This is a genomic window from Amycolatopsis regifaucium, from assembly GCF_001613935.1.
Lineage (GTDB): Bacteria > Actinomycetota > Actinomycetes > Mycobacteriales > Pseudonocardiaceae > Amycolatopsis > Amycolatopsis regifaucium.
Window position 1 is genome coordinate 379,274 of record NZ_LQCI01000052.1, and the last position, 24,155, is coordinate 403,428.

General features: G+C 69.7%; 26 protein-coding genes. 10 read left to right on the top strand and 16 right to left on the bottom strand.

Annotation, left to right across the window (positions count from 1 at the left end; translation table 11 throughout):
- The first annotated feature begins 58 nt into the window (after nt 1-58).
- A complete protein-coding gene (locus tag AVL48_RS37330) occupies nt 59-1,051 on the top strand; it encodes a YeiH family protein (RefSeq protein ID WP_061980806.1) in 993 nt (330 codons plus the stop codon).
- Here the strand turns inward: AVL48_RS37330 and AVL48_RS37335 are convergent.
- Nucleotides 1,029-2,204, bottom strand: a complete 1,176-nt coding sequence (locus AVL48_RS37335) for an MFS transporter (protein WP_061980805.1) — start codon at nt 2,202-2,204, stop codon at nt 1,029-1,031. The genes AVL48_RS37330 and AVL48_RS37335 overlap by 23 nt on opposite strands.
- A gap of 62 nt (nt 2,205-2,266) precedes the next feature.
- The gene (locus AVL48_RS37340; RefSeq protein ID WP_061980804.1) at nt 2,267-3,163 is read right to left on the bottom strand and encodes a DMT family transporter; all 897 of its coding nucleotides are present in this window, start codon (nt 3,161-3,163) and stop codon (nt 2,267-2,269) included.
- Here AVL48_RS37340 and AVL48_RS37345 point away from each other — a divergent pair.
- Together AVL48_RS37345 and AVL48_RS37350 are read left to right on the top strand one after the other, a co-directional pair.
- Nucleotides 3,162-4,586 carry an aminotransferase-like domain-containing protein gene (locus AVL48_RS37345; RefSeq protein WP_061980803.1) on the top strand — a complete coding sequence of 475 codons (1,425 nt, stop codon included), beginning with the start codon at nt 3,162-3,164 and terminating at the stop codon, nt 4,584-4,586. The two genes, AVL48_RS37340 and AVL48_RS37345, sit on opposite strands and share 2 nt — an antisense overlap.
- Nucleotides 4,587-4,636: 50 nt before the next feature.
- Nucleotides 4,637-5,335: a Crp/Fnr family transcriptional regulator gene (locus tag AVL48_RS37350; protein ID WP_061980802.1), complete on the top strand. Its 699-nt coding sequence runs from the start codon at nt 4,637-4,639 to the stop codon at nt 5,333-5,335.
- Here the strand turns inward: AVL48_RS37350 and AVL48_RS37355 are convergent.
- Both AVL48_RS37355 and AVL48_RS37360 read right to left on the bottom strand, forming a co-directional pair.
- Nucleotides 5,307-5,861, bottom strand: coding sequence for a hypothetical protein (locus AVL48_RS37355; RefSeq protein ID WP_061980801.1), 555 nt, complete (start codon nt 5,859-5,861; stop codon nt 5,307-5,309). The two genes, AVL48_RS37350 and AVL48_RS37355, sit on opposite strands and share 29 nt — an antisense overlap.
- Before the next feature lie 48 nt (nt 5,862-5,909).
- The gene (locus AVL48_RS37360) at nt 5,910-6,521 is read right to left on the bottom strand and encodes a hypothetical protein (protein ID WP_061980800.1); all 612 of its coding nucleotides are present in this window, start codon (nt 6,519-6,521) and stop codon (nt 5,910-5,912) included.
- Nucleotides 6,522-6,697: 176 nt separating this feature from the next.
- Here AVL48_RS37360 and AVL48_RS37365 point away from each other — a divergent pair, with 176 nt between their 5' ends.
- Nucleotides 6,698-8,203 carry a sialidase family protein gene (locus AVL48_RS37365; protein WP_061980799.1) on the top strand — a complete coding sequence of 502 codons (1,506 nt, stop codon included), beginning with the start codon at nt 6,698-6,700 and terminating at the stop codon, nt 8,201-8,203.
- Between the two features lie 151 nt (nt 8,204-8,354).
- On the opposite strand, the gene AVL48_RS37370 is transcribed toward AVL48_RS37365, so the two are convergent.
- The 5 genes from AVL48_RS37370 to AVL48_RS37390 all read right to left on the bottom strand — a co-directional run bounded on the left by AVL48_RS37370 (nt 8,355) and on the right by AVL48_RS37390 (nt 12,438).
- Nucleotides 8,355-9,764 (bottom strand): DHA2 family efflux MFS transporter permease subunit, encoded by a 1,410-nt coding sequence (locus tag AVL48_RS37370; protein WP_061980798.1) that lies wholly within the window; start codon nt 9,762-9,764, stop codon nt 8,355-8,357.
- Nucleotides 9,765-9,853: 89 nt separating this feature from the next.
- The gene (locus tag AVL48_RS37375) at nt 9,854-10,321 is read right to left on the bottom strand and encodes a hypothetical protein (protein WP_061980797.1); all 468 of its coding nucleotides are present in this window, start codon (nt 10,319-10,321) and stop codon (nt 9,854-9,856) included.
- Nucleotides 10,322-10,591, bottom strand: coding sequence for a DUF1905 domain-containing protein (locus tag AVL48_RS37380; RefSeq protein WP_061980796.1), 270 nt, complete (start codon nt 10,589-10,591; stop codon nt 10,322-10,324). It abuts the gene before it with no gap.
- A 38-nt stretch (nt 10,592-10,629) separates the two neighbouring features.
- Nucleotides 10,630-11,136 (bottom strand): flavodoxin domain-containing protein, encoded by a 507-nt coding sequence (locus tag AVL48_RS37385; protein WP_061980795.1) that lies wholly within the window; start codon nt 11,134-11,136, stop codon nt 10,630-10,632.
- Nucleotides 11,137-11,229: 93 nt separating this feature from the next.
- The gene (locus AVL48_RS37390; protein ID WP_061980794.1) at nt 11,230-12,438 is read right to left on the bottom strand and encodes a nitric oxide synthase oxygenase; all 1,209 of its coding nucleotides are present in this window, start codon (nt 12,436-12,438) and stop codon (nt 11,230-11,232) included.
- A gap of 391 nt (nt 12,439-12,829) precedes the next feature.
- Here AVL48_RS37390 and AVL48_RS37395 point away from each other — a divergent pair, with 391 nt between their 5' ends.
- Complete coding sequence (locus tag AVL48_RS37395) at nt 12,830-13,846, top strand: CobW family GTP-binding protein (RefSeq protein WP_061980793.1); 1,017 nt, start codon at nt 12,830-12,832, stop codon at nt 13,844-13,846.
- 113 nt (nt 13,847-13,959) lie between these two features.
- Nucleotides 13,960-14,226, top strand: a complete 267-nt coding sequence (locus tag AVL48_RS37400; RefSeq protein ID WP_061981123.1) for a hypothetical protein — start codon at nt 13,960-13,962, stop codon at nt 14,224-14,226.
- Nucleotides 14,227-14,283: 57 nt separating this feature from the next.
- On the opposite strand, the gene ligD is transcribed toward AVL48_RS37400, so the two are convergent.
- The 3 genes from ligD to AVL48_RS37415 are packed head-to-tail and all read right to left on the bottom strand — an operon-like array spanning nt 14,284 to nt 17,569.
- Nucleotides 14,284-15,291, bottom strand: coding sequence for a non-homologous end-joining DNA ligase (gene ligD, locus AVL48_RS37405; protein ID WP_061980792.1), 1,008 nt, complete (start codon nt 15,289-15,291; stop codon nt 14,284-14,286).
- Nucleotides 15,288-16,367, bottom strand: a complete 1,080-nt coding sequence (locus AVL48_RS37410; RefSeq protein ID WP_177242272.1) for an ATP-dependent DNA ligase — start codon at nt 16,365-16,367, stop codon at nt 15,288-15,290. The genes ligD and AVL48_RS37410 overlap by 4 nt, the downstream gene beginning before the upstream one ends.
- A 50-nt stretch (nt 16,368-16,417) precedes the next feature.
- Nucleotides 16,418-17,569 (bottom strand): DUF1015 family protein, encoded by a 1,152-nt coding sequence (locus AVL48_RS37415; RefSeq protein ID WP_082857901.1) that lies wholly within the window; start codon nt 17,567-17,569, stop codon nt 16,418-16,420.
- Between the two features lie 111 nt (nt 17,570-17,680).
- Here AVL48_RS37415 and AVL48_RS37420 point away from each other — a divergent pair, with 111 nt between their 5' ends.
- Complete coding sequence (locus AVL48_RS37420) at nt 17,681-19,201, top strand: MDR family MFS transporter (protein ID WP_061980790.1); 1,521 nt, start codon at nt 17,681-17,683, stop codon at nt 19,199-19,201.
- Here AVL48_RS37420 and AVL48_RS37425 read toward each other — a convergent pair.
- Entirely contained in the window at nt 19,198-20,094 is an 897-nt protein-coding gene (locus tag AVL48_RS37425) for a TIGR03854 family LLM class F420-dependent oxidoreductase (protein ID WP_082857892.1), read from the bottom strand. The two genes, AVL48_RS37420 and AVL48_RS37425, sit on opposite strands and share 4 nt — an antisense overlap.
- Nucleotides 20,095-20,253: 159 nt before the next feature.
- Here AVL48_RS37425 and AVL48_RS37430 point away from each other — a divergent pair, with 159 nt between their 5' ends.
- Nucleotides 20,254-21,000 (top strand): thioesterase II family protein, encoded by a 747-nt coding sequence (locus tag AVL48_RS37430; protein WP_061980789.1) that lies wholly within the window; start codon nt 20,254-20,256, stop codon nt 20,998-21,000.
- 4 nt (nt 21,001-21,004) lie between these two features.
- Here the strand turns inward: AVL48_RS37430 and AVL48_RS37435 are convergent, their stop codons facing one another.
- Nucleotides 21,005-21,436, bottom strand: a complete 432-nt coding sequence (locus AVL48_RS37435; RefSeq protein WP_061980788.1) for a DUF6292 family protein — start codon at nt 21,434-21,436, stop codon at nt 21,005-21,007.
- A gap of 100 nt (nt 21,437-21,536) precedes the next feature.
- Nucleotides 21,537-21,980 carry a MarR family winged helix-turn-helix transcriptional regulator gene (locus AVL48_RS37440; RefSeq protein ID WP_061980787.1) on the bottom strand — a complete coding sequence of 148 codons (444 nt, stop codon included), beginning with the start codon at nt 21,978-21,980 and terminating at the stop codon, nt 21,537-21,539.
- A gap of 114 nt (nt 21,981-22,094) precedes the next feature.
- Here AVL48_RS37440 and AVL48_RS37445 point away from each other — a divergent pair, with 114 nt between their 5' ends.
- Both AVL48_RS37445 and AVL48_RS37450 read left to right on the top strand, forming a co-directional pair.
- Nucleotides 22,095-22,490 carry a DUF5313 domain-containing protein gene (locus AVL48_RS37445; RefSeq protein ID WP_061980786.1) on the top strand — a complete coding sequence of 132 codons (396 nt, stop codon included), beginning with the start codon at nt 22,095-22,097 and terminating at the stop codon, nt 22,488-22,490.
- Nucleotides 22,491-22,515: 25 nt separating this feature from the next.
- Nucleotides 22,516-23,451, top strand: a complete 936-nt coding sequence (locus AVL48_RS37450; protein ID WP_061980785.1) for an RluA family pseudouridine synthase — start codon at nt 22,516-22,518, stop codon at nt 23,449-23,451.
- A gap of 7 nt (nt 23,452-23,458) precedes the next feature.
- Here the strand turns inward: AVL48_RS37450 and AVL48_RS37455 are convergent, their stop codons facing one another.
- Entirely contained in the window at nt 23,459-24,064 is a 606-nt protein-coding gene (locus AVL48_RS37455; RefSeq protein WP_061980784.1) for a hypothetical protein, read from the bottom strand.
- Between the last annotated feature and the right edge of the window lie 91 nt (nt 24,065-24,155).

Here is a 24,155-nt window from a genome sequence, read left to right on the forward strand (position 1 = left end):
GACCTACCCCTGGTATTCCCCGCTACCGAGGCCTGCCCGTCGAGACGATGCTCGGATCATGAGCACCACGCACGCGAGACCGACCAAGCCCTACTTGACCGCTTTGGCCATCACCGGCGCCGGAGTGGCGGCCGCGTACCTGGTCGGCACGGCGGTTCCGGTCGTCAGCGCGCTCACCATCGCCGTCGTGCTCGGCATCCTCGCGGGTTCGCTGCCCGCGCTGACGGACGAGACCCGCAAGGCGATCTCCGGCGTCACCAAGAAGCTGCTTCGCGCCGGTGTCATGCTGTTGGGGCTGCAGCTCTCGCTCCCCTCGGTGCTGGCGCTCGGCCCCGGCACCCTGCTCGCCGTCGTGCTCACGGTGGGTGTCACCTTCCTCGGCACGATCGGCCTCGGCAGGCTCCTCGGCGTGCCGCGCGGGCTGGCGATGCTGGTCGCGACCGGGTTCTCGATCTGTGGCGCGTCGGCGATCGCCGCGATGGAAGGCGTCGTGAAACGGGAGGACTCCGACGTCGCGACCGCGGTCGCGCTGGTCACCTTCTACGGCGGACTCGCCATCGCGGCCGTCCCGCTGCTCGGCGGCTGGCTGCGCCTCGACGCGGTGCGGATCGGTGAATGGGCCGGGCTCAGCGTGCACGAAGTCGCGCAGGTCGTCGCCGCGGCCACGCCCGCGGGCAGCGCCGCCGTCGCGGTCGCCATCGTGATCAAGCTCAGCCGGGTGGTCCTGCTGGCCCCGATGGTCGCCGCGGTCGGCGTGCACGAACGCCACCGCCCCGCCGACGGCGGCAAGCGTCCGCCGCTGATCCCGCTGTTCGTCATCGGCTTCCTCGCGATGGCCGCCGTGCGCAGCACCGGGATCGTGCCGGGTGTCGCGCTCGACGTCGCCAAGGTGGCCTGCACGCTGCTGCTGGCCGCGGCGCTGTTCGGACTCGGCTGCGCGGTCCGGATCGGCACGCTGATCCGCACCGGCGGCCGCGCCCTGCTGCTCGGGCTGCTCTCCACCCTGCTGGTCGGGACGACCGCGCTGGTCACGCTGGCCGTGCTCGGCTGAGGACGGCCACCGCGAGCAGCGCCACGACGCCTCCCGCCGGCATCACCGCCGGGACGCTCGCGGCGTCGACGATGAATCCGCCCAGCAACGCGCCCGCGGAAAGAGTCGCCTGGAACGACGAGGTGAACAGCACCGACGCCGCCTCGGGAGCGTGCGGGGCCGCCTTCGCGAACCACGTTCCCGAGCAGACCGGGACCGCGCCGTAGGCGAACCCCCAGAGCACCAGCAGCGCCAGCGTGCCCACCGGGGAATCGCCGAGGAACGGCAGCGCGCACATCGCCACACCGATCGCCCCCGCGGCGGAGAGGAAGGTCAACCGCAGATCGCGCGCGATCGCCGCCCCCGCGACGAAATTGCCCACGATCCCCGCGGTGCCGTAGACGAGCAGGAAAACGGTGATCAGCTCCGGGCTCACCCGGGTCACGTCGCGCAGGAGCGGCGTGACGTAGGTGTAGGTGCCGAAGTGGGCGAGCACGACCAGCATCGTGACGAGCAGGCCGAGCCGGGTCGCCGGTCCACGCGTCAGCTCGCGCAGGACGCGGAGGCGAGTGGTAGCCATCGGCGGCAGCGAAGGCAGCGACACGGCGAGCAAGGCGAGTACACCGAGGGTGAAGACGCCCATCATGGCGAAAGCCGCCCGCCAGCCGAACAGTTCACCGACGAACGTCCCCGCCGGCACCCCCAGAACCGAGCCGAGCGGCACGGCCGAGAAGATCACCGCGGTCGCCGTACCCGCGCGTCCGGGACCGACGAGCCGCGTGGCGAGCCCGGAACCGATCGCCCAGAACGCGCCGATCACCAGCCCCACCAGGATCCGGGAGACCAAGACCGCCCAATATGCCTGCGCGGTCGCCGCGACGACGTCGGCCAGCGCCAGCACCGCCATCAGGACGCACAGCAGGGCCCGCCGGTCGATCCGCCCGGCGGCGACGGTGACGACCGGCGCGGCGAGCGCGGCGAGGAAGCCGGGCAGGGTCATGGTCAGGCCCGCCGTCCCCGGCGTGATCCGGAAGTCCTCGCCGATCGGGGTCAGGAGGCCGATCGGCAGGATCTCCGTGGTGACGAGGGAGAAGATCCCCAGCGTCACCGCGAGGACGGCGAGCCATCCCTTCAGCGGGGTCCGGGCGGAGGTGTCGAGGGTCGAGGCGGTCATAGGCCCCAGCCCAGCACCGCGCGGACACCGCGGTCTGGCGGAATCGCGACGTGGCTGTGGAACTAGTCACGCGAGCGCTGGGTCACCACGATGCAGGCGACCACGATCAACGCCGTCACCGGCGCGGCCGCCGGAAGGTGCTCGCCGAGCAGCAGGACCGCCCAGACCAGGGTCAGCAGCGGCTGCGCCAGCTGCAGCTGGCTCGCCCGCGCGACCCCGATCTCGGCCATTCCCCGGTACCACACGAAGAACCCGCCGAACTGCGAGATGAGCGCGACGTACAGCAGGCCGATGATCGCCTCGCCGCCGAGGTGCAGTGGTTCGGTCACCGACCCGAAGACCGTCAGCGCGGCGGTGACCGGCAGCGCGAGCACCAGCGCCCAGGCGATCACCTGCCAGCCGGCCATCTCCCTGGCCAGCCTGCCGCCCTCGGCGTACCCGAACGCGCACAGCACGAGCGCGGCGAACAGGAACAGGTCCGCTGTGGACAGTCCGCCACCACTCTGGCTCACGGTGAACACCACCACCGCGAGCGCGCCCACCGCGGCGGCGAGCCAGAACCGGCGGGACGGCCGGTGGCCGGTGAGCCTCGACGAGACGACGGCGGTGGCCATGGGCAGCATGCCGATCACCACCGCGGAATGCGCCGTCGACGACGTCTGCAGGGCGAGGGTGGTCAGCGTCGGGAACCCGAGGACGCAACCGACGGCGACCACAGCCAGGCCGCGCCATTGTTCGCGCTTCGGCAGGGGGACCCGGAACGCGCGGAGACAGGCGGCGGCGACCAGTGCCGCCAGGACACATCGCGCCCCGGTGGCGGTCCACGGGCCGAAACCCTTGAGCGTCCAGACGGTGGCGGGGAACGTGAAGGAGAAGGCGAAGACACCCAGCGCCGCCAGCGCGGTCCCGGAGTGGACCGCTACTGCCCGGTCCGCGATAGCGCTATTATCCAGTCTCATGTCCGATGGTAGCAGCGTCGCCAACCTGGTAACACAGCTGCGTTCCGAGCTTGAGCGCTATCCGATCGACGGAAAGCTCCCGTCGAGCCGGGAGCTCGTCCGGCAGCTGAAGGTGAGCCCGGTGACGGTGTCGCGGGCCATCGCGGCACTGGCCTCGGAAGGTCTGGTGATCACCCGCCCCGGCGCCGGGGTCTTCCGCGCGCCGCCGCGTCGCGAGTCGGCGGTGACCGGCGATGTCTCGTGGCAGGAGGTGTCGCTGAGTTCGCAGTCCGGCCTCCGCGCGATCGACGCGACCGGGGTGCTCACCGCGTTGAGCGACCCGCCGTCGGGCGTCATCGACCTCAACGGCGGCTACACCCATCCCAGCCTGCAACCGGAACGGGAACTCGCGGCGGCGTCGGCACGGGCCGGCCGTCGTCCCGGTGCCTGGACCCGGCCGCCGATCTGCGGTCTGCCCGAACTGCGGGCCTGGTTCGCCCGCGACATCGGCAGCCCGGTGAACGTCGAAAACGTCCTGGTCACCGCGGGCGGGCAGAGCGCGCTGACCACGGCGTTGCGCGCGCTCGGCGCCCCCGGCGCGCCGGTGCTGGTGGAATCGCCGACCTACCCGGGGATGCTGGCCATCGCGAGGGCGTCGGGGCTGCGGCCGGTCCCGGTGCCGATCGACCGCGACGGCGTGCGGCCCGAACTGCTCGCGGACGCCTTCCGCGACACCGGCGCGCGGCTGTTCGTCTGCCAGCCCGCGTTCCAGAACCCGACCGGCGCGGTCCTGTGCGCCGAACGCCGGGCCGAGGTCCTGCGGATCGCCCGTGACGCGGGCGCTTTCGTCATCGAGGACGATTTCGCGCGGCTGATGGCCCATCCCGGCAGCCCGGCTCCTCCACCGCCGCTCGTGGCCGACGACCCCGACGGCGTCGTGGTGCACATCCGGTCGCTCACGAAACCGGCGTCACCGAACCTGCGGATCAGCGCGCTGGCCGCCCGCGGCCCGGCGCTGGAACGACTGCGGGGACTCCACGCCGTCGAGAGCTTCTTCGTACCCCGGCCGCTGCAGGAAACCGCGCTGGAACTGGTGAGTTCTCCCGCCTGGGCGCGTCATCTGCGGACTCTCGCCGCCGCGTTGCGCGAACGCCGCGACGTCGCCGTCTCGGCACTGCGGGAGTTCCTGCCCTCGTGGCGCGCCGTCCCGGTCCCGACCGGTGGCTATCACCTGTGGCAACCGCTGCCCGGATCCGCCGACGAAGTGACGTTGACCAGCGCCGCTTTCCGCGCCGGAGTAGCGGTCACGCCCGGCAGGCTCTACTTCGCGGCCGAGGCGCCGGGGCCTTATCTGCGGCTGAGCTACGTCAGCACCGCGACCGGCGCACAGGTTCGGGACGGTATCCGACGCCTTTCCCAGGCGTACCAAGAGCTCCCCGGTTAACCCCCGGCGCGGTCTGCTCGTACCATCGCCCACGGAGGCGACGAGAAGGCATGACACAGCCGGCGGCGGAGCCGCACGATTCACCCGGCAGGCTCTGGGAGCTGCTCGACGACGTCGAGCGCAAGGCGCTGCGCGCCGAGGCCGAGCTGCGCCGGTACCCGGCCGGGACGGTGATCATCCGCGAGGGTGACCGGTCGGACTGGGTGCTGATCCTGATGAGCGGGCGGGTCAAGATCACGTCGGTGTCCACCGGTGGTTACGACGCCGTGCTGGCCGTCCGCGACCCCGGCGACATCATCGGCGAGATGGCGTCGATGGACGGCAGCCTGCGGTCGGCGACGGCGGTCGCCGTCGAACCGGTCACCGGGCTGTGGCTGTCCGCGCGGTCGTTCAACTCCGTGCTCCGCCGGCACGCCGGCATCTCGGTGGTCCTGCTCCGGATCATCACCTCCCGCCTGCGTTACGCAAATTCGCGCCGCACCGAATTCGGCGACAGCACCGCCGCCGAGCGGATCGCCGCGATCCTGGTCGACCTCGCCGAGCGCTACGGCGTCCCCGTCCCCGACGGCACCCTGATCGCGTTGCGGATCAGCCAGCGCGACCTGGCCGGTCTCGCGTCCGCGTCCCGGGAAGCCGTCGCGCGGACCCTGCGGACCCTGCGCGCCGACGGACTGCTCAGCACCGGACGCCAGCGGCTGGTCGTCCGGAGCCTGAACGACCTCAGGCAGCTCGCGCCCGACGACCACTGAGCCGCCATGGCAGGCCGAAGTGCCGCTCCACGCGTGCCCCGGTCACCGAGAACAGTTTCCGCACGCGGGGTTCGTTCTCCGGATCGAAGTCCGGCGTGGTCTCGATCAGCGTCGCGAGTTCGCGGATGAGCCTGTCTGCGGCCGATCCCGGCACCAGCAGTACCCGCACCGGCGCCAGGCTGCGCACGGCCGGGGGCGGCGCGATGAGATCGACCCGGGCGCGGACCAGGCCGGTGAGCCTGGCCAGCCGGAGGAAGGCGCCCGCCGCCGCCCAGGCCAGGAGCTCCCCGATGACGACCGGCGACAGGATCAGCGCCAGCCCGGCCGCCTGGCCCACGGCGAAGCCCAGCATCAGCCAGTCCTCGAAGCCCAGGCGCTCGCCGGACCGGCCGCGGGACCGGGTGAACGACACTTCCCGGTAGCGCTCGCTTTCGGTGACGATCGCGAGCGGACGGATCCGGCGCAGCCACGGCGCGAACCGGCGCACGATCAGCCACTCGCCGCCGTCGGAATCGGTCACCCGCATCGCACTCCCCCTTCCCGGTGACCGGATCCTGGCACAGATCGCCGGTCGTCATACGGTCATCCGGGGAGTCCGGCGACGAAGCAGGGTGCGATGCCGCACCACCCGCGCGCCGAACCGGGTGAGCACCTCGCGCACGACCGGGTCGCCGGGGTCGAACATGACGCGGTCACGGAACAGGCCGTGCAGTTCGACGACCAAGGGGTCGGCGAGGTCTCTGTGGACCTTGAGGATCGCCAGCGAGACAAGGCCGGTCCGATCCTTGTTCCAGCCGGCGACATCGACGCGCTCCGGTGCCTTCCGGAACCACCGGACGGCCTGCGCGACGGACCCCGCGACGATCTGCCCCAGCATCTCCAGCAGCCGAACGGGCACCAGCACCAGCCCAAAGAGTAGATAGAACAGGCCTTCGACGAGCCCTTCCAGGAGCAACACCCCGCCCAACAGTCCGTAGACCGCCTTCTCCACTGGTCCGTCCTCGTCGCCCTTGTGACCGTCCTTGCGGTCGTTGGGCAAATCCTTGAGATACAGCGTCCAGTCCGCGGTGATCTTGTAGTGCCGGTAGCCGCCCTTGAGCAGCGCGAACGGCTGTACCCACCGGCGCCACGGCGCGAAACGGCGAATGATCTCCCACTGACGCCCCTCGGGATCGATCACCTTCATTCGGCCCTCCCCTTCCGATGTCACGCCGTGGCCGGCGGAAGGAACTTTGACAGAGAACGGCCTCGCGTTCTGCGTCACCTGACACAGAAGGCGGAACCGGTTGTACGCGCCTTGTACGACAGGGAAGGACTCTGCTGTCCCGTCACCCGGAATCGAATCCAGGACGGAGCACTCCCGTGAAGTTCACTCGCGTCGCACAGGGCCTGTTCGCGGCCCTCGTCGCCATCGCGGCGGCCGGCGCCATCCCAGCCCCCTCGCTCGCCGCTCCCGCCGCGACGGCCGCCGTCGGAAACACGGTGGTGTACAAGGAGAAAACCGAAGGTTACGACTGCTTCAGAATCCCCGCCGTGGTCAAGGCGAACAACGGCGATCTGCTCGCGTTCGCCGAGGGCCGCAACGGCGGCGCGAGCTTCTGCAACGACAGCGGCGACATCGACCTCGTCGTGAAACGCTCCTCCGACAACGGGAAGACCTGGAGCGCACCGAAGGTCGTCATCGAAGGTTTCGGTGACACCAAAGGAAATCCCACGCCGATCGTGCTTCCCTCCACCGGGCGGATCGTGCTGCTCTCGGTGATGGAATGCGTCAAGAACCCCGACTGCAACCGGATTCCGCGTGTTTCGCTCAGCGACGACCACGGCCAGACCTGGACCGCACCCAAGGTGCTCACCACCCAGCTCGGGTTCGGCACCGCGCCGGGCTGGCTCGCGACCGGCCCGTCGCACGGCATCGTCCTGACCCGCGGCGCGCACGCCGGCCGGATCGTCGCCGGGATGAGTTACACCATCGGCGGCGCGAACAGCGGCGCGCTCATCTACAGCGACGACCAGGGCGTCACCTGGAAGCGCGGCGCCACCGACACCCCGGCGCCGTCGGCCGCGCTGAACCCACAGGAGATCAGCGTCACCGAACTGCTCGACGGCCGGGTCTACGCCGCGGCGCGCAACCAGGCCAACAACGGCGACAAATGCCTCAGCGGTGGCGCGAAGAACCGTGCCTACGCCATCAGTTCCGACGGCGGGGCGAGCTTCTCCACCGAATTCACCTTCGAGGAGGATTTGATCACCCCGGTCGTGCAGGCCTCGACCGCGCGGATGACCGCGACCGACAAGGCGGGCAAGTACAACCGGATCCTGTTCGCCGCACCGTCGGTCTGCGACCGCCGCAAGGAACTCGTCGTCCGGTCGTCGTTCGACGAAGGCGCGAACTGGCAGGGTAATTCCGCCGGGACACTGGTGTGGAGCGGCGACGCCGCGTACTCCGACATGGTCCAGCTGTCCTCGGGTTCGGTCGGCGTGCTGTACGAAGCGGGCCCGGCGGGCAACGCCAACGAGACCATCCGCTTCTCGACCGTCACCGAGACGACGCTCGGCGCCCCGGTGTGCGGCGGCGGATACGGCGTCATCGATTCGGCTCCGCTCGGGGCGGCGGGCACGGTTTACCTGTCCTACAACGCTTCCAACGGGCAGAACTGTGTCAGCACGATGAAGAGCACGGCCGCGGGCACCGCGACGGCGACGTCGGCCTATCTCGAGGTACAGGGCGCGTCCCGGAGCACCGACTCCGGCTCGTTCGCGTGGTTCGCCGGTCCGGTCCGCGCCGCCGCCGCGGGCAAATGCGTCCGGTGGGGCGGTTCCGCGGGCGGCGTCACGTACAACAGCCCATCGGAACACTGCGGCTGAGCTATCGGGTCTCGCGAGCGGCAATGCGCCACCGCCGCACGATGTTCCCAATGTCGCATCTGAGACGCTGAGCGCCTCCACTGCGACATTGGGAACCTGACCAGCTCCCCGATCCGCCACTGAAGACCATCCAGACCAGCCACTGACGAGGTCAGGCGCGACGCGACACCCACCAGAGCCTCGCTCCCAGCACCACCGCGACCGCGGCGGAGGCGGTGAGCCACCAGAACGTCGCCTGGAACGCCGGCTCCGCCCCCGACGGCAGCAGGTTCGCGAGTACGACGGCGAACAGCGCCGTTCCCGCCGCCCCGCCGACGCGGGCGACGATGTTGATCTGTGCGGCGGCGTCGGGCATCTGCTCCTTGGTGACGGCCGCGTAGCCGGCCGTCGTCGCGGGCATCAGCAGGAAGGCCACAGCGAATCCCCTGGTCAGCAGCAGGATCTGCACGACGACGCCGTCCGGTGGGAAGCCGCCGATCGCGAACGGGACAGTGGTGGCGAGCGTCGCGACACTCCCCCACGCGGCGATGAGGCCGGCGCCGTAGCGGTCGGTGAGCCTCCCGGAGATCGGCAGCGCGATCGCCGTGCCGACCCCGAGACCCATCAGCAGCAGTCCCGTCTCGACGACTCCGTTTCCACCAAGGACCTGAAAGTACAGCGGCAGCAGGAAAAGCGCGCCGAACAGCGCCGGGGCGGCGAAGAAGGAAAGGGCGGCGGCCGCGGTGTAGACCCGGCTCCGGAACAAGGTCAGATCCATGACCGGGTTCTCGCGGCCCCACGACCGCCGGATGAACAGCGCCAGCGAAACGACCCCTGCCACGAGGGGCACCAGCACACCCGCGCCGAATTGCTCGCCGCCCTCGCCCCAGGTGGTGAGGCCGTACAACAGCGCCGGAATCGCCGCGGTCACCAAGAGGAGACCGAGCCAGTCGGGGCGCGTCGCCGCGCCCTTCTCACCACGGGGAACCAGGCGCAGTCCGAGAATGAGCGCGATCACTCCGACCGGGATGTTGATCAGGAACAACCATTCCCAGGACAGCCCTCGCAACAGAACGCCACCCAGGAGCGGCCCGAACGTCGGGCCGACGCTCATCACGATGCCCAGCGTCCCCATGACCCGGCCGAGCCGGGCGGGTCCGACGGCCTGGCCGAGCACCGTTTGGCCGGCGGGCAGGAGCAGCCCGGCGGCCAGGCCCTGCAAAACGCGCAGCCCGATGAGCCAGCCGATGTTCCCGGCGAGCGCGCACAGCACCGAAGCCACGGTGAACGCCGCCAGCGAGACCAGCCAGACCCGGCCCGCGCCGAATCGGCGGCCGAGCCAGCCGCACAGCGGCAGCGCGACCGCGAGCGCCACCAGGTAGGCGGTGAAAACCCATTGCACGGAAGCGATTCCGGCACCGAGTTCACGGGTGAGCGTCTCGGCGCCCACCGCGAGGACCGTGGTGTCCAGCATGGTCATGAACGCGCCGAGCACGATCACCCAGGCCATCCGCCAGGCCTCGGCCGGAACCTTGTCCGGCGGCGGGGCCGCCTCCGCCCGCCGTTCTACCGAAACAGCCATCGGGATGTTCTCCTCACGTGCCCGGGGATCTTGACCCGGCTCACGCTAAGACCTCCAGCTAACTTGAGGTCAAGCGAAGAACACCCGCGTCACTTCGGCGGACGCAGCCGCGGGGAAAGCTTGGTGAGCGCCAATTTCTCCAGCTGACTGGAGATTTCCGCGAGCCCGGCATCGAAGCGGTCCAAATCCACACCACGCTCGGACAGGTCGTCGCGGACGTGCTTCTCGACCTTCGCCCAGTCGTTGCGATACCGGGTGGCGAGTTCCTTCCACGGCACACCCGCCAGTTCGGTGGCGAGGTCGCGGTCGTAGATGAGCACACCGCGCTCCAGCAGATACGCGATGCCCGGGTAGCCGAGATACCCTTGCCAGTACGACCCGTTGTCGTTGGCCGTGATCGATCCCGCGGCCGGATCGTGGCGCACGTCGTAGGTCTTCGCCTTGTCCGACGACGCGACGCGTGCCGTGTCACCGTCGACCTCGACCCGCCCGTCGGCCACCGCGCCGAGTGCCTCGTAGATCTTGATGACCGGGGCCGGTTTCCATTCCGCGGCCACTCAGCCCTCCAGCCGTTCGAGCAGGACGACGTCCACCGTGTCGCCCTCTTCCTTACCGATCGCCTTGCGCACGTCGGCCTTCACCGGGAGCTTGTGGGTGCCGTCGCCCAGCGCCATGAACGAACTCCGGAACGGCTGCCCGTCGATGGTGCCGCGCACCTTGACCAGTCCCTTGGTGCCGAAGAACTCGGCGGAGCCGGGCATGACCACATACGTCCAGCCGCCCTTCTCCGGGCTCTTGAGCAGCGTCGCGGTGAACCGTTTGTCCATGGCGGCACCCTACGGCAGGGCACCGACGAAACCGTCTCTCAAAGTGCCACACGGATACGTACGCGGCGGCCGACGTCGCGCGCCCAGGTGCGGATCGACGGCCAGTCGCGGAAGTCGCCCGCCCACGGACCCGCGGCCATGATCTTCCAGAACAGGCCTCGCGCGGTGGCCGGGGTGAGCCTGCCCCCGAAGGTGGCCGTGCGCTCGGCGTCGATCCGCGCGGCGAGCAGGGCGACCCCGGCGGGCAGGCTCACCCGTTTGCCCGCGGCGAGTGGCCCGCAAGGCCCGCTGTGGAACAGCCAGACCGGACGGGTCCGGAGCGCCTCCTCGTGCTCGGTGAGCAGGCGCACCGCCTCGGGCCGCCAGCGCCGGTGGTACAGCGCGCTGCCGACGATCACCGCGCCGTACGGTTCGATGTCCTCGACCTCGGCGGCGTCCAGCAGATCGGCCGTCAGCCCGGCCTCCCGCAGTTCGGCGGCGATCACCTCGGCGATCTCCCTTGTCCCGCCCGATTTCCCGGCGTGGGCGACGAGTACTGCGGTCATCCCCCCATTGTCCGCGCGGCCGCAACCCGGGCCACCGTCCGGCCCGTCGACACGCCGCATTCGGTTCACCTCTTCACCCGTCAGGGGCGTCGTTCACCCAGGTGGCAGGAAAGCCGGTCTCAAGGCCGGGTCGGGTTCGTCGTAGTAGCGGTGGAACACCGCGGTCTGCCCGCCGGACAAGGGCGGCACGATCCAGCTCCACTCCGCCTGGCAGCGGCGGCCCGCGCGTTGTTCCTTGGCGATGTGGGCGAGGAAGCGCCGTGATTCGGTGTGGTGGTCGGCGATGGTCACACCCGCCGCGTCGAAGGAGTGCTGGACGGCCAGGGTCAGTTCGACCAGCGCGCGGTCGCGCCACAGGGTGCGCTCGGACGCCGTCGACAGGCCCATCAGGTCGGCGATCACCGGCAGCAGGTCGTAGCGGTCGGTGTCGGCGAGGTCGCGCGCGCCGACCTCGGTGGCGAGGTACCAGCCGTTGAACGGCGCCGCGGGATAGGTGATCCCACCGATCTCCAGGCGCATGTCGCTGATCGCCGGTACCGCGTGCCAGCGCAGCCCGAGCCCGGCGAACCATCGATGGTCGGGGTGCGACAGCGGGACCTCCAGCACGGCGTCCGACGGCAGCCGGAACAGGCGCCGCTCCCCCGCTTCGGACTCGACGAGCAGCGGGAGCACGTCGAACGAGCCCTTGCGCTCGGGCGGGCGCCAGCCGTGCGCCTGGACGGACTCGGTGAAGTCGGCGTAGCGCGGATCGCCCAGCACCGAGCCGTCGCCGAGCCGGTAGCCGGCGTAGCGGATGAGCTGGTCGTTGTGGATCTTCGGTCCGGGCCCGGCCGGGCCGTCCGGCGCGAACACCGTGACGGTCGAGCGGATCCGGCCGCCTCGGGTCGCCTCACGCAAATGGGTGACGCACTCCTCGGCGATGGCGGCCGCGCCGGTGACGTCACGACGGTCTCGCACCTTCAAGCCCTGCCAGTACAGCCTGCCGATACAGCGCGCGGAGTTCCGCCAGGCCACCCGTGCGCCGAACTCGACCTCGGCCGTGGTGTGGCGATAGGTGCCGGTCTCGTAAATCTCGGCGCGAACCCGATCGAGCCGCTCGCGCAGCCGCGCTTCCCCGCTGCCCGTTTCGGCGTGGAAGAGCCGGAGGAAGTCCTCCGCCTCGGCCACGTCCACGCCGCTTCCCCGCGAGGCCGCCTCCGGAGGCAACCGGGGGATGTCCGTCACCCGCATGGACGCCGCCTTTACTTCGGCCTCCCACTCTCCGAATTCGACGCCGGCACCGGCGGCGGGAACGATCACCATTCCTCCTGCACTTCGGGAAATGCCCGGAGGGTCACGCCTGATCGACGAGGTGGCCGGGTCCGGGACCAGACGAAGGACGATACCCCACAAAAACACCGACACTATCAACCAAACGGCAAAAGATCCACACAGGACCATGTTTCCGCAGGCAGAAAGCTTGTCGACGACAATATTTGGAATTGCGTGCGACTTCGCGGAAGATCCACCGATCTACCCAAGGTGAAATGATCACGTAATTCCAAGATCGCTTTTATGATCGTTCCAACCGATAGCGCCAGTCACTCTTTCGAGTGCATTCACTCATCCCTTCTTCTGCTTTATCGGCGGACCGGTGTATTGAGCCGTGCGCGCCGTCGCTAGAGTGCGGGGACCTCCGACGGAAAGGAAGCTCGTGGTCGACAGGCGGATCCCGGTCATCCTGGTCGCGGGCTTCCTCGGTGCCGGGAAGACGACCCTGCTCAATCACCTGCTGGCCAACCGCCAGGGTGCGCGGATCGGTGTCGTGGTCAACGACTTCGGCAGCATCGCGGTGGACGCGATGGCCGTCTCCGGCCAGGTCGACACGATGATGTCGTTCGGCAACGGCTGCCTGTGCTGCGCCGTCGACGCGAGCGGGCTCGACGCCATGCTCGCCAAACTTTCCGAGGCCGAGGCCGGCATCGACGTCATCGTGATCGAAGCCAGCGGCCTCGCCGAACCGCGTGATCTGATCCGGCTGATGATCGCCAGCGAGAACCCCGCCATCGCCTACGGCGGCCTGGTCGAACTCGTCGACGCGGCCGAGTTCGAGCAGACCAGGCGACGCCATCCGGAACTGGACGAACACCTCGGATTCGCCGACCTGATAGTGCTCAACAAGACCGACCGGGCCGAGAAGGACGCCTTGGCCAAGCTGCGCGGCACGATCGACGAGATCGCGCCCGGCACGCCGGTGCTCGCGACCTCGCACGGCCGGATCGATCCCACCCTGTTCTTCGACGCCCGGCCGCGCGAACGAGTGGGCCAGTTGTCGTTCGACGACCTCCGCGAGGAGGAGCACGACCACGAGCACCACTTCCACACCGCCTACGACAGCGTCGCCTTCACCGCCGAGCGGCCACTGGATCCGCGGCGGCTGATGGACTTCCTCGAACAGCGCCCCGGTGGGCTCTATCGGATCAAAGGCTTCCTCGACTTCGGCCCGAACGGCCCGCGGTCCCGGTTCGGCCTGCACACGGTGGGCTCGTTCATCCAGGTGGAACGGTCGGCGTGGCCGTCCGGCGCGCCGCGCCGGAGTGAACTGGTGCTGATCGGCTCGGGGATCGACACCGAAGCCGTCACCGCGCGACTAGAAGCGTGCGTCGCGGACGATCCCGACGTCGTCGACGAGCGGGGAATGCTCCGGGTCCTGCGCTTCGTCCAGGACTGAATCAGGCCTGACACGCCGAAACGCCGAAATACCGGGAATCGCCGCGTGTCTCCTTGACACTGATTCCCGGAAGGAATCTCGAGCTGGACCACCTGTATCGGGAGGACAGTTCCATGACGGACACCGCCGGACGCTGGTATCTGGTCGGCGCGCTGCCGGAGGACTCTCCCGCCGCGCATCTGATGACCCGCTCCGAAGACCTGCGCTACCGGCGTTCCGCCTGCGGGGAAAAGGAAGCCCGCCGGTGGACGCCGGTGGATCTCACCACCACCGACGTGGTTCCGTGCCCACGGTGCGCCGCGACCCTGCCCGGCCACCGGTCCACACGCAAGGCCGAACCCGCCGGGAACCCGCAACTCGCCTTCGACCTGCCGCTCTAGAACGCGTTTCGTCCTCTAAACGCGTTCCTTGCACGCGCAACTACCGCATTCAGAGGACTAAATGCTTTCCTTCTTCGCCCGGCTCGGCGCGACCCGAGGCGGTTCGTTGGGCATCTTCGGGTAGACGGGCGGCCATGGCGCGTCCATGAGCCCGTTCTCCATGTCCTTTTCGGACATCTCCAGCAGCGGCTCGATCGACTGCGGTTTCGTTTCCGCCCAAGGATCTCCGCGTTCGGCGAAGCGAGCGGGCACAGTGGACAGCGTGAGCTTGTCCGGCTCGACGGTCTCCAGCTCGTCCCAGCCGATCGGCGTCGACACCTGCCCGCCGACCCGCGGCCGCACACACCAAGCGCCGAACACGGTCTTGTGCGGCGCGTTCTGATTGAAGTCGACGAAGACCCGAGAGCCGCGTTCTTCCTTCCACCACTGCGCCGTCATCTCCTCCGGGTGACGGCGCTCCAGTTCACGGGCGAGCGCGACGGCGGCGGCGCGGACCTCGTAGCCGTCCCATTTCGGTTCCAGTGGCACGTAGAGATGCAGGCCGCGCGAACCCGACGTCTTCAGCTGCGCGGTGATGCCCAGTTCCCCGAGCAACGCCTTCGTCAGGACCGCACCGCGGCGCAACTCGGGAAAACCGATCCCGGGCGACGGGTCGAGGTCGATCCGCAACTGATCGCTGATGCCGGGCGCGGCGGCCCGGTTCGGCCAGACGTGGAAGCCGAGGCAGCCCTGGTTGACCGCCCAGATGACATGCGCGAGGTCCTTCGCCACGAGCGCGTCCGAAGTGGTCCCGTTCGGCGTGGACACCACCGTCGTGGTCAGCCACTCGGGCGCGTTCTTCGGGACCCGCTTCTGAAACCACGATTTGCCGCCCGCGCCGTCGGGGTAGCGCTCCAGCAGCAGCGGCCGTCCGCCGAGTTGCGCCAGCAGCGGCACGGAAACCGCGCGGTAGTACTCGACGAGGTCCAATTTGGTCTCGCCGTTCTCCGGGAAGTAGACCTTGCCCGGATTGGACACCGTGAACTCGACGCCGTCGAGATCCAGTGTGACCGGTTCCGACTTCATGTTTCCCCCAGCTCGGTGAACATTGTGGCCAGCTCGGCGGGCGGGACCTCTTCCAGCTGCGCGTAGGTGCAGGAGGCGGGGTCACGGTCGGGACGGAAGCGCACGAGCCTGCCGCCGTGGCGGAACCGCGTTCCCTCGACGTGCTCGTAGCGGACCTCGGCGACCCATTCGATGCGGAGCGGCTCCCAGCTCAGGTCCTTCTTCGGCGCCCACCGGCTGTTCGCGCCGGGCAGCCGGCCGCCCGCCTCTTCGTGGGCCTCGACCCACTCCCGCCAGGGGTGGTTCTCCTTCGCGTTCTCCCGCAGTGGCGCGAGTTCGTCCACCAGTTCGCGGCGCCTCGCGGCGGTGAAGCTGCTGGCCACGCCCACGTGGTGCAGGACGCCTTCGTCGTTGTAGAGCCCGAGCAGCAGGGACCCGACACCGACGCCGTCCTTGTGCCACCGGAATCCGGCGACGACGCAGTCCGCGGTCCGCTGGTGCTTGACCTTCCACATCACCCGCTTGTCCTGTTCGTACGGCGCGTCGGCGGGTTTGGCCATGACGCCGTCGAATCCCGCGCCCTCGAAGCGGGTGAACCAGTCCTGGGCGACGTCCGGGTCCTTCGACAGGGGCGTGAGATGGACGCGGGCGAATTTCGTGTCGACGACGCTTTCGAGCAGCTTCCGCCGCTCCCCGAACGGCTCCGGCGTGAGATCGCGGTCGCCGAGGGCGAGCAGGTCGAACACCACGAAACTGGCCGGCGTCTCCGCGGCCAGTTTGGTCACCCGGGACGCCGCCGGATGCAGACGCAGTTGCAGCACCTCGAAATCGAGCCCGCCCTCGGTGACCAGCACGATCTCGCCGTCGATGACGCAGCGTTCGGGCAGCGCGTCCTTGAGCAGGTCGACCAGCTCGGGGAAGTACCGCGTCAGTGGCCTGTCGTTGCGCGAGCCCAGCACGACCTCGTCACCGTCGCGGAAGACCACGCAACGGAAGCCGTCCCACTTGGGCTCGTACAGCAGGCCCGGCGTGCGCGGCAGTTCGTGCACGGCCTTGGCCAGCATCGGCTTCACGGGTGGCATCACGGGCAGTTCCACGAAGCGATCCTAGGCCGGGTCACCGACAAAAGCTCCCGGAACGGACGGCGTCAAAGCTCGGCCAGCAGGAGACCGCTGCGTGGTTTCGGCGTGAAATAGGTGGCCTTCCTCGGCATCCTCAGCCCGGCCGCGTGCACGGCGAGCACCTCCGCGTACGGGACCGGGGCCAGCAGCAGGACCGCGTCCGCGTCTTCGGGCACCGGGGCGCCCGGCAGCAACGGCCGCACGCCCGGCCCCTCCGGATCGACGCCGAGGGCGCCGCGGAGCAGCTCCTGCTCGACCACGGCGTGGTCGCCGCCCGCCTTTCCGAGCACCACCCGGAACGCGGCCTCCCCCGCCAGCACGGTGACCTCACCGGCCTCGGACGGCGGTTCCGGCGGGCCGGGGTGGACGTCGAACCCCGCCTCCGTCCACCGCCGGACCAGCGTGACCGCGTCGAGACCGGTGCCGGCGAGCACCCGGTGAATGGGCCCGATCCGCAGTCCCGGTCCCCCGGTGACCAGCGCCAGCAGCGCGCCGCGCCCCGACGCCGCGGCGGCCGCGACACGGTGGTTGCCGTCCGCGACCAGGAGATCCATCTCCGCCAAGGCCGCCAGCAGTTCGGCTTGACCGGCTCCGGGACCGGCAAGCCACAGTTCGTGCTTCCGGCCCGCCCCGTCCACTGTGGACAGGGCGGGTACCTCCCCACGGCAGAGCCGTTCGATCAGCGCGGTCAGTTCGCGGCCGCCCGTCGCGGGGACCAGCATCGCGGCGCTGGTCGCGACGCCGAGCCCGGCGAGCATCGCGGCCCGCTCTTCGACGACGTCCGGGTAGACGTCCTCGGTGTGCCGGACCCGCGTCATCCCGTCGTCGCGGACCGCGGCCGGGTCGACCAGGCACAGCACACCCAGCGCGACGCCGTCCGGTCCGTCGATGCGATAGGGCGCGACGACGGCCGACACGGGGCGATAGTGCTGCTCCCGGATGCGTTCGAAAGTGGCCCTGGCCTGCGGCAGCGCCTCTTCGATCGAGAGGCCGCCCGCCAACGCGGCCGGCGTCCTGGCCGGATGCTGGACCGCCAGCAGGCTGTCGTCCCGGGAGCCGGCGAGCGCGGCGATCACCCGGCCCGGGTCGGCGAACTCGTCGACGTCGGGCCCGGGGACGGTGTCCCGGACTACCCAGCCACGGGCGATCGGGCGGATCCAGTTGCTCATCCGAGCCATTTTGCGGGAAAGCTCACGGAAAAAATCGGTCCCATGACCGGGTGTCTTCATGGAATGCTTACCCATGCGAAGTAGTTGACGCCCTTCATGAGCCCGAGGAGACCGCCACAGATGACCACCCCGGCCCCGGTCACCGCGAAGGAAGGGGTCGGTTTCCGGTCCGAACGCGGCCCCGTCCTGATCGCCGTGATGCTGTGTTCCGGCCTGATCGCACTGGACTCGACCATCATCGCGACGGCGGTGCCCTCGGTGGTCGCCGATCTCGGCGGTTTCTCGCAGTTCCCGTGGCTGTTCTCGATCTACCTGCTGACGCAGGCGGTCACCGTGCCGCTGTACGGCAAGTTCGCCGACCTCTTCGGCAGGCGACCGGTGATGTTCTTCGGGATCGCGGCGTTCCTGCTCGGTTCGGTGCTCTGCGGCGCGGCGTGGAGCATGCCGGTGCTGATCGCCGCCCGTGCGGTGCAGGGCATCGGCGCGGGCGCGATCCAGCCGATCGCGCTGACCATGGTCGGCGACATGTACACGGTCGAGGAACGCGCGCGGGTGCAGGGCTATCTCGCGAGCGTCTGGGCGATCTCGTCGGTGGTCGGGCCGACGCTGGGCGGGGTGTTCGCCGAGTACCTCGACTGGCGCTGGATCTTCTTCATCAACCTGCCGCTCGGGGCGCTGGCGGCGTGGATGCTGTTCCGGAACTTCAGCGAGCGCGTCGAACGCCGCTCGCACCGCATCGACTACCTGGGCGCCACCCTGCTCACCCTCGGCTGCTCGCTGCTGATCCTCGGCCTGCTGGAGGGCGGGGTCGCCTGGGGCTGGGCGTCCGCGCCGAGCCTGGCGATCTTCGCCGCGGCCGTGGTGCTGCTGGTGTCGTTCGTGCTCGTGGAACGCAAGGCCGAGGAACCGGTGCTGCCGCTGTGGATCTTCACCAAACGGACCTTGATCGGCGGGAACCTGATCGCCGTCGTCGTCGGCATGCTGCTGATGGGGCTCACCTCGTATCTGCCGACCTTCGCGCAAGGCGTGCTCGGCACCGGCGCGCTCGTCGCCGGATTCGCGCTGGCGGCGCTGACCGTCGGCTGGCCGATCTCGGCGTCGCTGGCCGGGCGGGTCTACATGCGGATCGGCTTCCGTGACACCGCGCTGATCGGCAGCGGGATCGTCATCGCCGGCACCGCGATCACCGTGTTCCTGTCGGGCGGTTCGTCGATCTGGCTGGCGGCCGGTGCCGCGTTCGTCCTCGGGCTCGGCCTGGGCCTGGCGTCGAGTCCCACGTTGATCGCCGTGCAGTCCACCATCGGCTGGGAACGCCGCGGCGTCGTCACCGCGACCAACATGTTCAGCCGCTCGCTGGGCAGCGCCGTCGGCGTGGCGATGTTCGGCGCGATCGCGAACGCCACCCTGGCGAACCGGTTCGCCAACCCGCCGTCCGGGGTCGTCGGCCTGCCGTCCGGGGTCGACGCGACCAGCATCGTGCTGGAAGGCAAGGCCGAGCCGACACCGACGACGACGTTCGTGCGTGACGCCCTCGCGGACGCCACGCACCACGTCTTCCTGGCGATGCTGGTGGTCGCCGTGCTCAGCGTCGGCGCGCTGCTGCTGATGCCGCGGCGGACCGAAGAGCTGAAGTTCGACTAGGCCGTGTTCTGCATCGGGACGGCGTGTTCGACGAAGTTCTCGACGAAGCGCTCGATCGGCTCCGGACCGGCCGGATAGAGCACGAACTTGCTGAGCCCGGCGTCGATGTACTCGGCCACCAGATCGCGGGCGGCGCTCCAGCTGCCCGCGATCAGCCGGGACGGGTCGGCGTCGGAGCGTGCCCCGACCGAGGCCGCCAGCGCGTCCGGGATCCCGTTCTCGGCGACGATGAGGCTGATCCCGAAGTGGTCGGCCTCGACCTCACGGCCCGCTTCGGCCGCGGCCTTCTGAATGGCCTCCCGGCCGGCGCGGGCTTCCTCCGGAGTGATGAAGCTGGCCAGCCAGCCGTCCGCGAGCCTGCCGACTCGCCGCAGCGCGCCCGGCGCCTTCCCGCCGAGCCAGAGGTCGAGCCGCTTGGCCGGCCGCAGGCCCAGCCCGGCACCCTCCACGCGGAAGAACTCGCCCTCGAAGGCCACTTCCTCGTGTTCCAGCAAGGCCCTGATCAACCGCAGCGATTCGTCGAACACCGCCGCCCGCCGGCCCGGCGGCACCGGGAAGAGCGGCAGTTCCGCGTCGCGGGCGGGCTTCAGGCCGAAGACCGGAAGCACCCTTTTCGGCGCGAGCGCGGCGAGGGAAGCGAGCTGTTTGGCGACCAGCACCGGATCACGGCCGGGGAGCACCATCACACCGGTGCCGACCTTCAGCTTCGAGGTGCGAGCGAGCGCGTGCGTCAATCCGACGACCGGGTCGATCCTCGGCGAGTACACCGCCTCGGGCAGCCAAAGCGAATCGATGCCCGTCCGCTCCAGCAGGTCGACCGCGGCACCGAATTCCTCCGGTGCCGTCCCGGTCCCCAGCCCGACGCCGAGCCGGATCTTCAGATCCTCCGCCACACTCGCTCCCTTCCGCCAGTTTCAAGCTCGTGGGTGCTCCGGTCGTTGGAACGACCCAAATCACTCACGAGCCCTCCACACAACCATGGACTCATCCCGCGAATTCCCCGTAGATTCCGTTGGTGTGCGGGCCGTTCCCGCGCGGATTGGGGGATTCTCATGGCGGTACCGGCTTTGCGCGCCTGGACACGACGCTTCCACCCGGCACCGGCGGCCGGGACGCGGCTCGTCGTGTGCCCGCACGCGGGCGGGTCGGCGAGCGGGTACCGGGCGCTGTCCGCGGCGCTCTCGCCCACCGTCGAGGTGCACACCGTGCAATACCCGGGCAGGCAGGACCGTCTCGCCGAGCCCGTCATCGACGACCTGCACGTCCTCGCCGAGCGGCTGGTGGACGTCGTTTCGGCGATTCCGCGGCCCTTCGCCCTCTTCGGGCACAGCATGGGCGCCAGCGTCGCCTTCGAGGTGGCCCGGCGGCTCGAAACCCGTGGCGTCGTCCCGGCGGCGCTGTTCGTCTCGGCCCGCCGGGGTCCGGACGTGTACAAGGAGAAAATGCACCACCTCGCCGACGACGCCACGTTCATCGCCGAGGTGAACCTGCTCGGCGGTACGAACGCGATGGTCCTCGACGACCCGGACATCCGCCAGCTCGTCCTGCCCGCGCTGCGCGGCGACTACAAGGCCATCGAGACCTACCGCTACCGGCCGGGCCCCGACGTGACCTGTCCGGTCGTGGCGCTCACCGGGAACGCGGACCCGGTCCTGACCACGCCCGACGTCGAGAACTGGCGCGAGCACACCACCGGCCCGTTCGAGCTGGAGGTGTTCGAGGGCGGTCACTTCTACCTCGACGACCATCTGGACGCCGTCGTCGCCAAGATCCTCGGCACGCTGACCGTCAGTCCCTGACGCCTCAGGCCCAGGCGGACAGCTCCTTGGCCAGCGCGGTCGGTCCGCCGGCGGTACGCAGCGTCGGCGGACCGGGCCAGCAGTCCTGGTGGTCGCCGGTGCGCAGCGTCTCGGCGAAGCGGGCCACCCGCCGCGGCTGCGGCGCCACCGTCCGGCCACCGAGGTAGCCGACGACGACGTGGTGATCGTCCCCCGCGTGCGTCGCGACCCCCGCCGACCAGCCGTGCTCCTCGTGCCACAACAGGTCGACGTCACGCTCGGGGAAGCCGGGGAGACGCCAGTTCAGCCGCATGCTGGCGGTGACCGGGCCGGTGAGGTCGGCCGTGCACGCTTCCATCCGTATCCCCAAGGCCGAAGCCACATCCTCCAGATACGCGTTCAGCCTGGTCGTCAGATCCAGACCTGCTTCCGCGGGGGCGGGGATCGAGGTGGTCACGGGCCCTCATCTTCCTGTCGTCTCTTGTCGGCGAGACGGGAAATACCCACCCGCACCCGGCTTCACACCCTCATTTCGTCACACCCCGGTTTCGGTTCGCTCAAGCCGTGGCTTCGATGACCCGGGTCAGCGCCTTGTGCAGCGTCTCCAGCTCGGAGACCTCCATGCCGAGCTTTTCCACGACTCGGTACGGGATCTTTTCCGCCTCCGCCCGCAACGCGCGACCCGATTCCGTCAGCTCGACCGTCAGCAGCCGCTCGTCCTCGGCGCTGCGCCTGCGCGTGACGTAACCGATCGCCTCCAGCCGTTTGAGCAGGGGCGACAGCGTCGCCGGTTCGGCGCGCAGAGCGAGGCACAGTTCCTTCACCGACCGCGGCCCCCGCTCCCACAACGCCAGCATGACCAGATACTGCGGATGGGTGAGCCCATGCGGCTCCAGGAGCGGGCGGTAGATGGCGATGACGCTCCGCGAAGCGACCGACAGCGCGAAACACACCTGACGCTCCAGCGCGAGCGGGTCCTCGCCCAGATCGATCGACTTCATCTCCGGCCCCTCCGAACTCATGCCGCCGATCCTAGCCGTGGCCTCGGCAACACTAACGATTAGCGTACTAACTATTAGTGTACTATTCGAACGTCGAAGGAAGGGAGCCATCCGATGCCCCGCACGCGCCCGGACCCGATCCGCTGGCTGTGGTACTCACTCGGCGGCAAACTGCCCGAGCGCTACCACGACTGGATCCTCCACGACGCGACCACCAAAAGCTGGCGCTGGCGGCACGTCGCCCGCAGCACGGTGATGATCGCGCCGCTGTGCGCGGTGTGGCTGCTCCTGCCGGGACCGCTCACGCTGAGGCTGGCGATCGTCCTGATGGCCGCGTTGGTGGCGTACTTCTACTCGATGGCCTACATGGAGGAGAGCATCGAACACCGGCTCGCCAAGAACGGCTTCGAGCCGGGCACCGGCCGCCGGACCCGCGCCGAGGCCACCGCGATCGCCGACGCGGAGATCACCGAGCGCTATCTGGCCCGCTACCGCGACCAGGCCCGATGAACCTTCGCGGCTAGAGTGCGCGGTGATGAGACGCAAGCTCCGCCCGCCGCTCCCGCCCCGCCACGGGCTCGATCCCGCGAGGCTCAAAATGCCGGCCGAGGGACCGTGGACGACGTTGCGGGAGCATCTTGTCGAGCGTCTCCCCCGGGTCGCGCCCGAGCGGATCGAGGAGATGCTTCGCGAGGAGCGCATCGTCGGGCTCGACGGGCCGCTGGGTGTCGACGCGCCGTTCGTGCCGGACTCGTTCATCTGGTTCCACCGCGACCTGCCCGACGAGGTCGAGGTCCCGTTCGAGGTGTCCGTCGTGCATCGCGACGAGCACATCCTGGTCGCCGACAAACCGCATTTCCTCGCGACGATCCCGCGCGGGCAGCACATCCTGCAGACCGCGCTGGTCCGCCTCCGCCGGCGATTCGACCTCCCGACACTCAGCCCCGCGCACCGGCTCGACCGGGTCACCGCCGGGCTCATCCTGTTCGTGATCACCCCCGAACTCCGCGGCGCGTACCAGACGATGTTCCGGGATCGCTTGGTGCACAAGGAATACGAGGCCATCGCGCGCTATGATCCTGCCATCGCGATGCCGCGTGAGATCAGCAGCCGCATCATCAAGGAACGCGGGGTCATCGCCGCGCAAGAGGTCGACGGGCCGCCCAACGCCGAGACCCGCGTCGAACTGATCGAGCATCGCGACGGCCTCGGCCGTTACCGGCTGCTTCCCGCGACCGGCCGCACCCATCAGCTCAGGCTGCACATGAGCGGCCTGGGATTGCCGATTCTCGGCGACGACTTCTACCCCGAGCTGACCGAAACCCCGCTCGACGACTTCACCGAACCCTTGCAGCTGCTGGCGAAGGTCCTGGAGTTCACCGATCCGGTCACGAAGGAACGCCGCCGCTTCGAAAGCGGGCTGACCCTCAAGGCGTGGACGGACCTCGACGCGTGGCGCCGAGGTCCGTGACCCCGGCTCACTTCCGCCAGAACTTGATCCCGCTCCAGGTGACCTTGACCGGTCCGGCGCCGCTGGCCGTCCGGTAGGCCCCGAACTTGTCGTAGTAGCTGCCGGCACTGCTGCTCACGGTCTGCTTCAGCGAACCGTTGATGTACACCTTGTGCGTACTGCCGACCTGATGGACGGTGTTGACCCGCACCGACGTCCCGACGGTGGCGCCGCTGCCCACGGTCTCCCCGCCGTGGACGGCGTAGAGCCGACCGCCGCGTTCGACCGCGAGCATGAAGAACGGACCGGCTGTCGGCGCGTCGCGGAAGGTCTGCTTCAGGCTGATCCGGGTGCCCGCCATGCCGGTGAGCCGGAACGAGCCCTCGAACTGCCTGGTCCCGCCCGGGTAGGTCACGTAGCGGCGTTCCGCCCGCTGGTCACCGCTCCCGGTGGAGCAGGTCAGTTCGAAGTCGAGCCCGTCGACGGTGCCGCAGCCACGTTCCTGGACGTTGAACGACGGGTTCTCCGCCGTCCACGGTCCGGTTCCGACCTGGGCGCCCGCCGGCATCGCCGACGCCACCAGGCCGAGCACGGCCCCCGCGACCACCCCGGCGGTCCGCAGTCGTCTCCGCATCCTGCCTCCTGCGCATTCAGGGCGGCGGTGGTCCAGACCAGGACCAGGGTGCGACTGTACGAGCACGAACCGTCATCGGACAAGAAGCCGG

Bases quoted from the DNA above. Each gene is read 5' to 3' on its own strand.
- AVL48_RS37330 (WP_061980806.1), top strand. From the start codon at position 59: ATGAGCACCACGCACGCGAGACCGACCAAGCCCTACTTGACCGCTTTG.
- AVL48_RS37335 (WP_061980805.1), bottom strand. From the start codon at position 2,204: ATGACCGCCTCGACCCTCGACACCTCCGCCCGGACCCCGCTGAAGGGA.
- AVL48_RS37345 (WP_061980803.1), top strand. From the start codon at position 3,162: ATGTCCGATGGTAGCAGCGTCGCCAACCTGGTAACACAGCTGCGTTCC.
- AVL48_RS37340 (WP_061980804.1), bottom strand. From the start codon at position 3,163: ATGAGACTGGATAATAGCGCTATCGCGGACCGGGCAGTAGCGGTCCAC.
- AVL48_RS37350 (WP_061980802.1), top strand. From the start codon at position 4,637: ATGACACAGCCGGCGGCGGAGCCGCACGATTCACCCGGCAGGCTCTGG.
- AVL48_RS37355 (WP_061980801.1), bottom strand. From the start codon at position 5,861: ATGCGGGTGACCGATTCCGACGGCGGCGAGTGGCTGATCGTGCGCCGG.
- AVL48_RS37360 (WP_061980800.1), bottom strand. From the start codon at position 6,521: ATGAAGGTGATCGATCCCGAGGGGCGTCAGTGGGAGATCATTCGCCGT.
- AVL48_RS37370 (WP_061980798.1), bottom strand. From the start codon at position 9,764: ATGGCTGTTTCGGTAGAACGGCGGGCGGAGGCGGCCCCGCCGCCGGAC.
- AVL48_RS37380 (WP_061980796.1), bottom strand. From the start codon at position 10,591: ATGGACAAACGGTTCACCGCGACGCTGCTCAAGAGCCCGGAGAAGGGC.
- AVL48_RS37385 (WP_061980795.1), bottom strand. From the start codon at position 11,136: ATGACCGCAGTACTCGTCGCCCACGCCGGGAAATCGGGCGGGACAAGG.
- AVL48_RS37390 (WP_061980794.1), bottom strand. From the start codon at position 12,438: ATGGTGATCGTTCCCGCCGCCGGTGCCGGCGTCGAATTCGGAGAGTGG.
- AVL48_RS37400 (WP_061981123.1), top strand. From the start codon at position 13,960: ATGACGGACACCGCCGGACGCTGGTATCTGGTCGGCGCGCTGCCGGAG.
- ligD (WP_061980792.1), bottom strand. From the start codon at position 15,291: ATGAAGTCGGAACCGGTCACACTGGATCTCGACGGCGTCGAGTTCACG.
- AVL48_RS37415 (WP_082857901.1), bottom strand. From the start codon at position 17,569: ATGGCTCGGATGAGCAACTGGATCCGCCCGATCGCCCGTGGCTGGGTA.
- AVL48_RS37420 (WP_061980790.1), top strand. From the start codon at position 17,681: ATGACCACCCCGGCCCCGGTCACCGCGAAGGAAGGGGTCGGTTTCCGG.
- AVL48_RS37430 (WP_061980789.1), top strand. From the start codon at position 20,254: ATGGCGGTACCGGCTTTGCGCGCCTGGACACGACGCTTCCACCCGGCA.
- AVL48_RS37440 (WP_061980787.1), bottom strand. From the start codon at position 21,980: ATGAAGTCGATCGATCTGGGCGAGGACCCGCTCGCGCTGGAGCGTCAG.
- AVL48_RS37445 (WP_061980786.1), top strand. From the start codon at position 22,095: ATGCCCCGCACGCGCCCGGACCCGATCCGCTGGCTGTGGTACTCACTC.
- AVL48_RS37450 (WP_061980785.1), top strand. From the start codon at position 22,516: ATGAGACGCAAGCTCCGCCCGCCGCTCCCGCCCCGCCACGGGCTCGAT.
- AVL48_RS37455 (WP_061980784.1), bottom strand. From the start codon at position 24,064: ATGCGGAGACGACTGCGGACCGCCGGGGTGGTCGCGGGGGCCGTGCTC.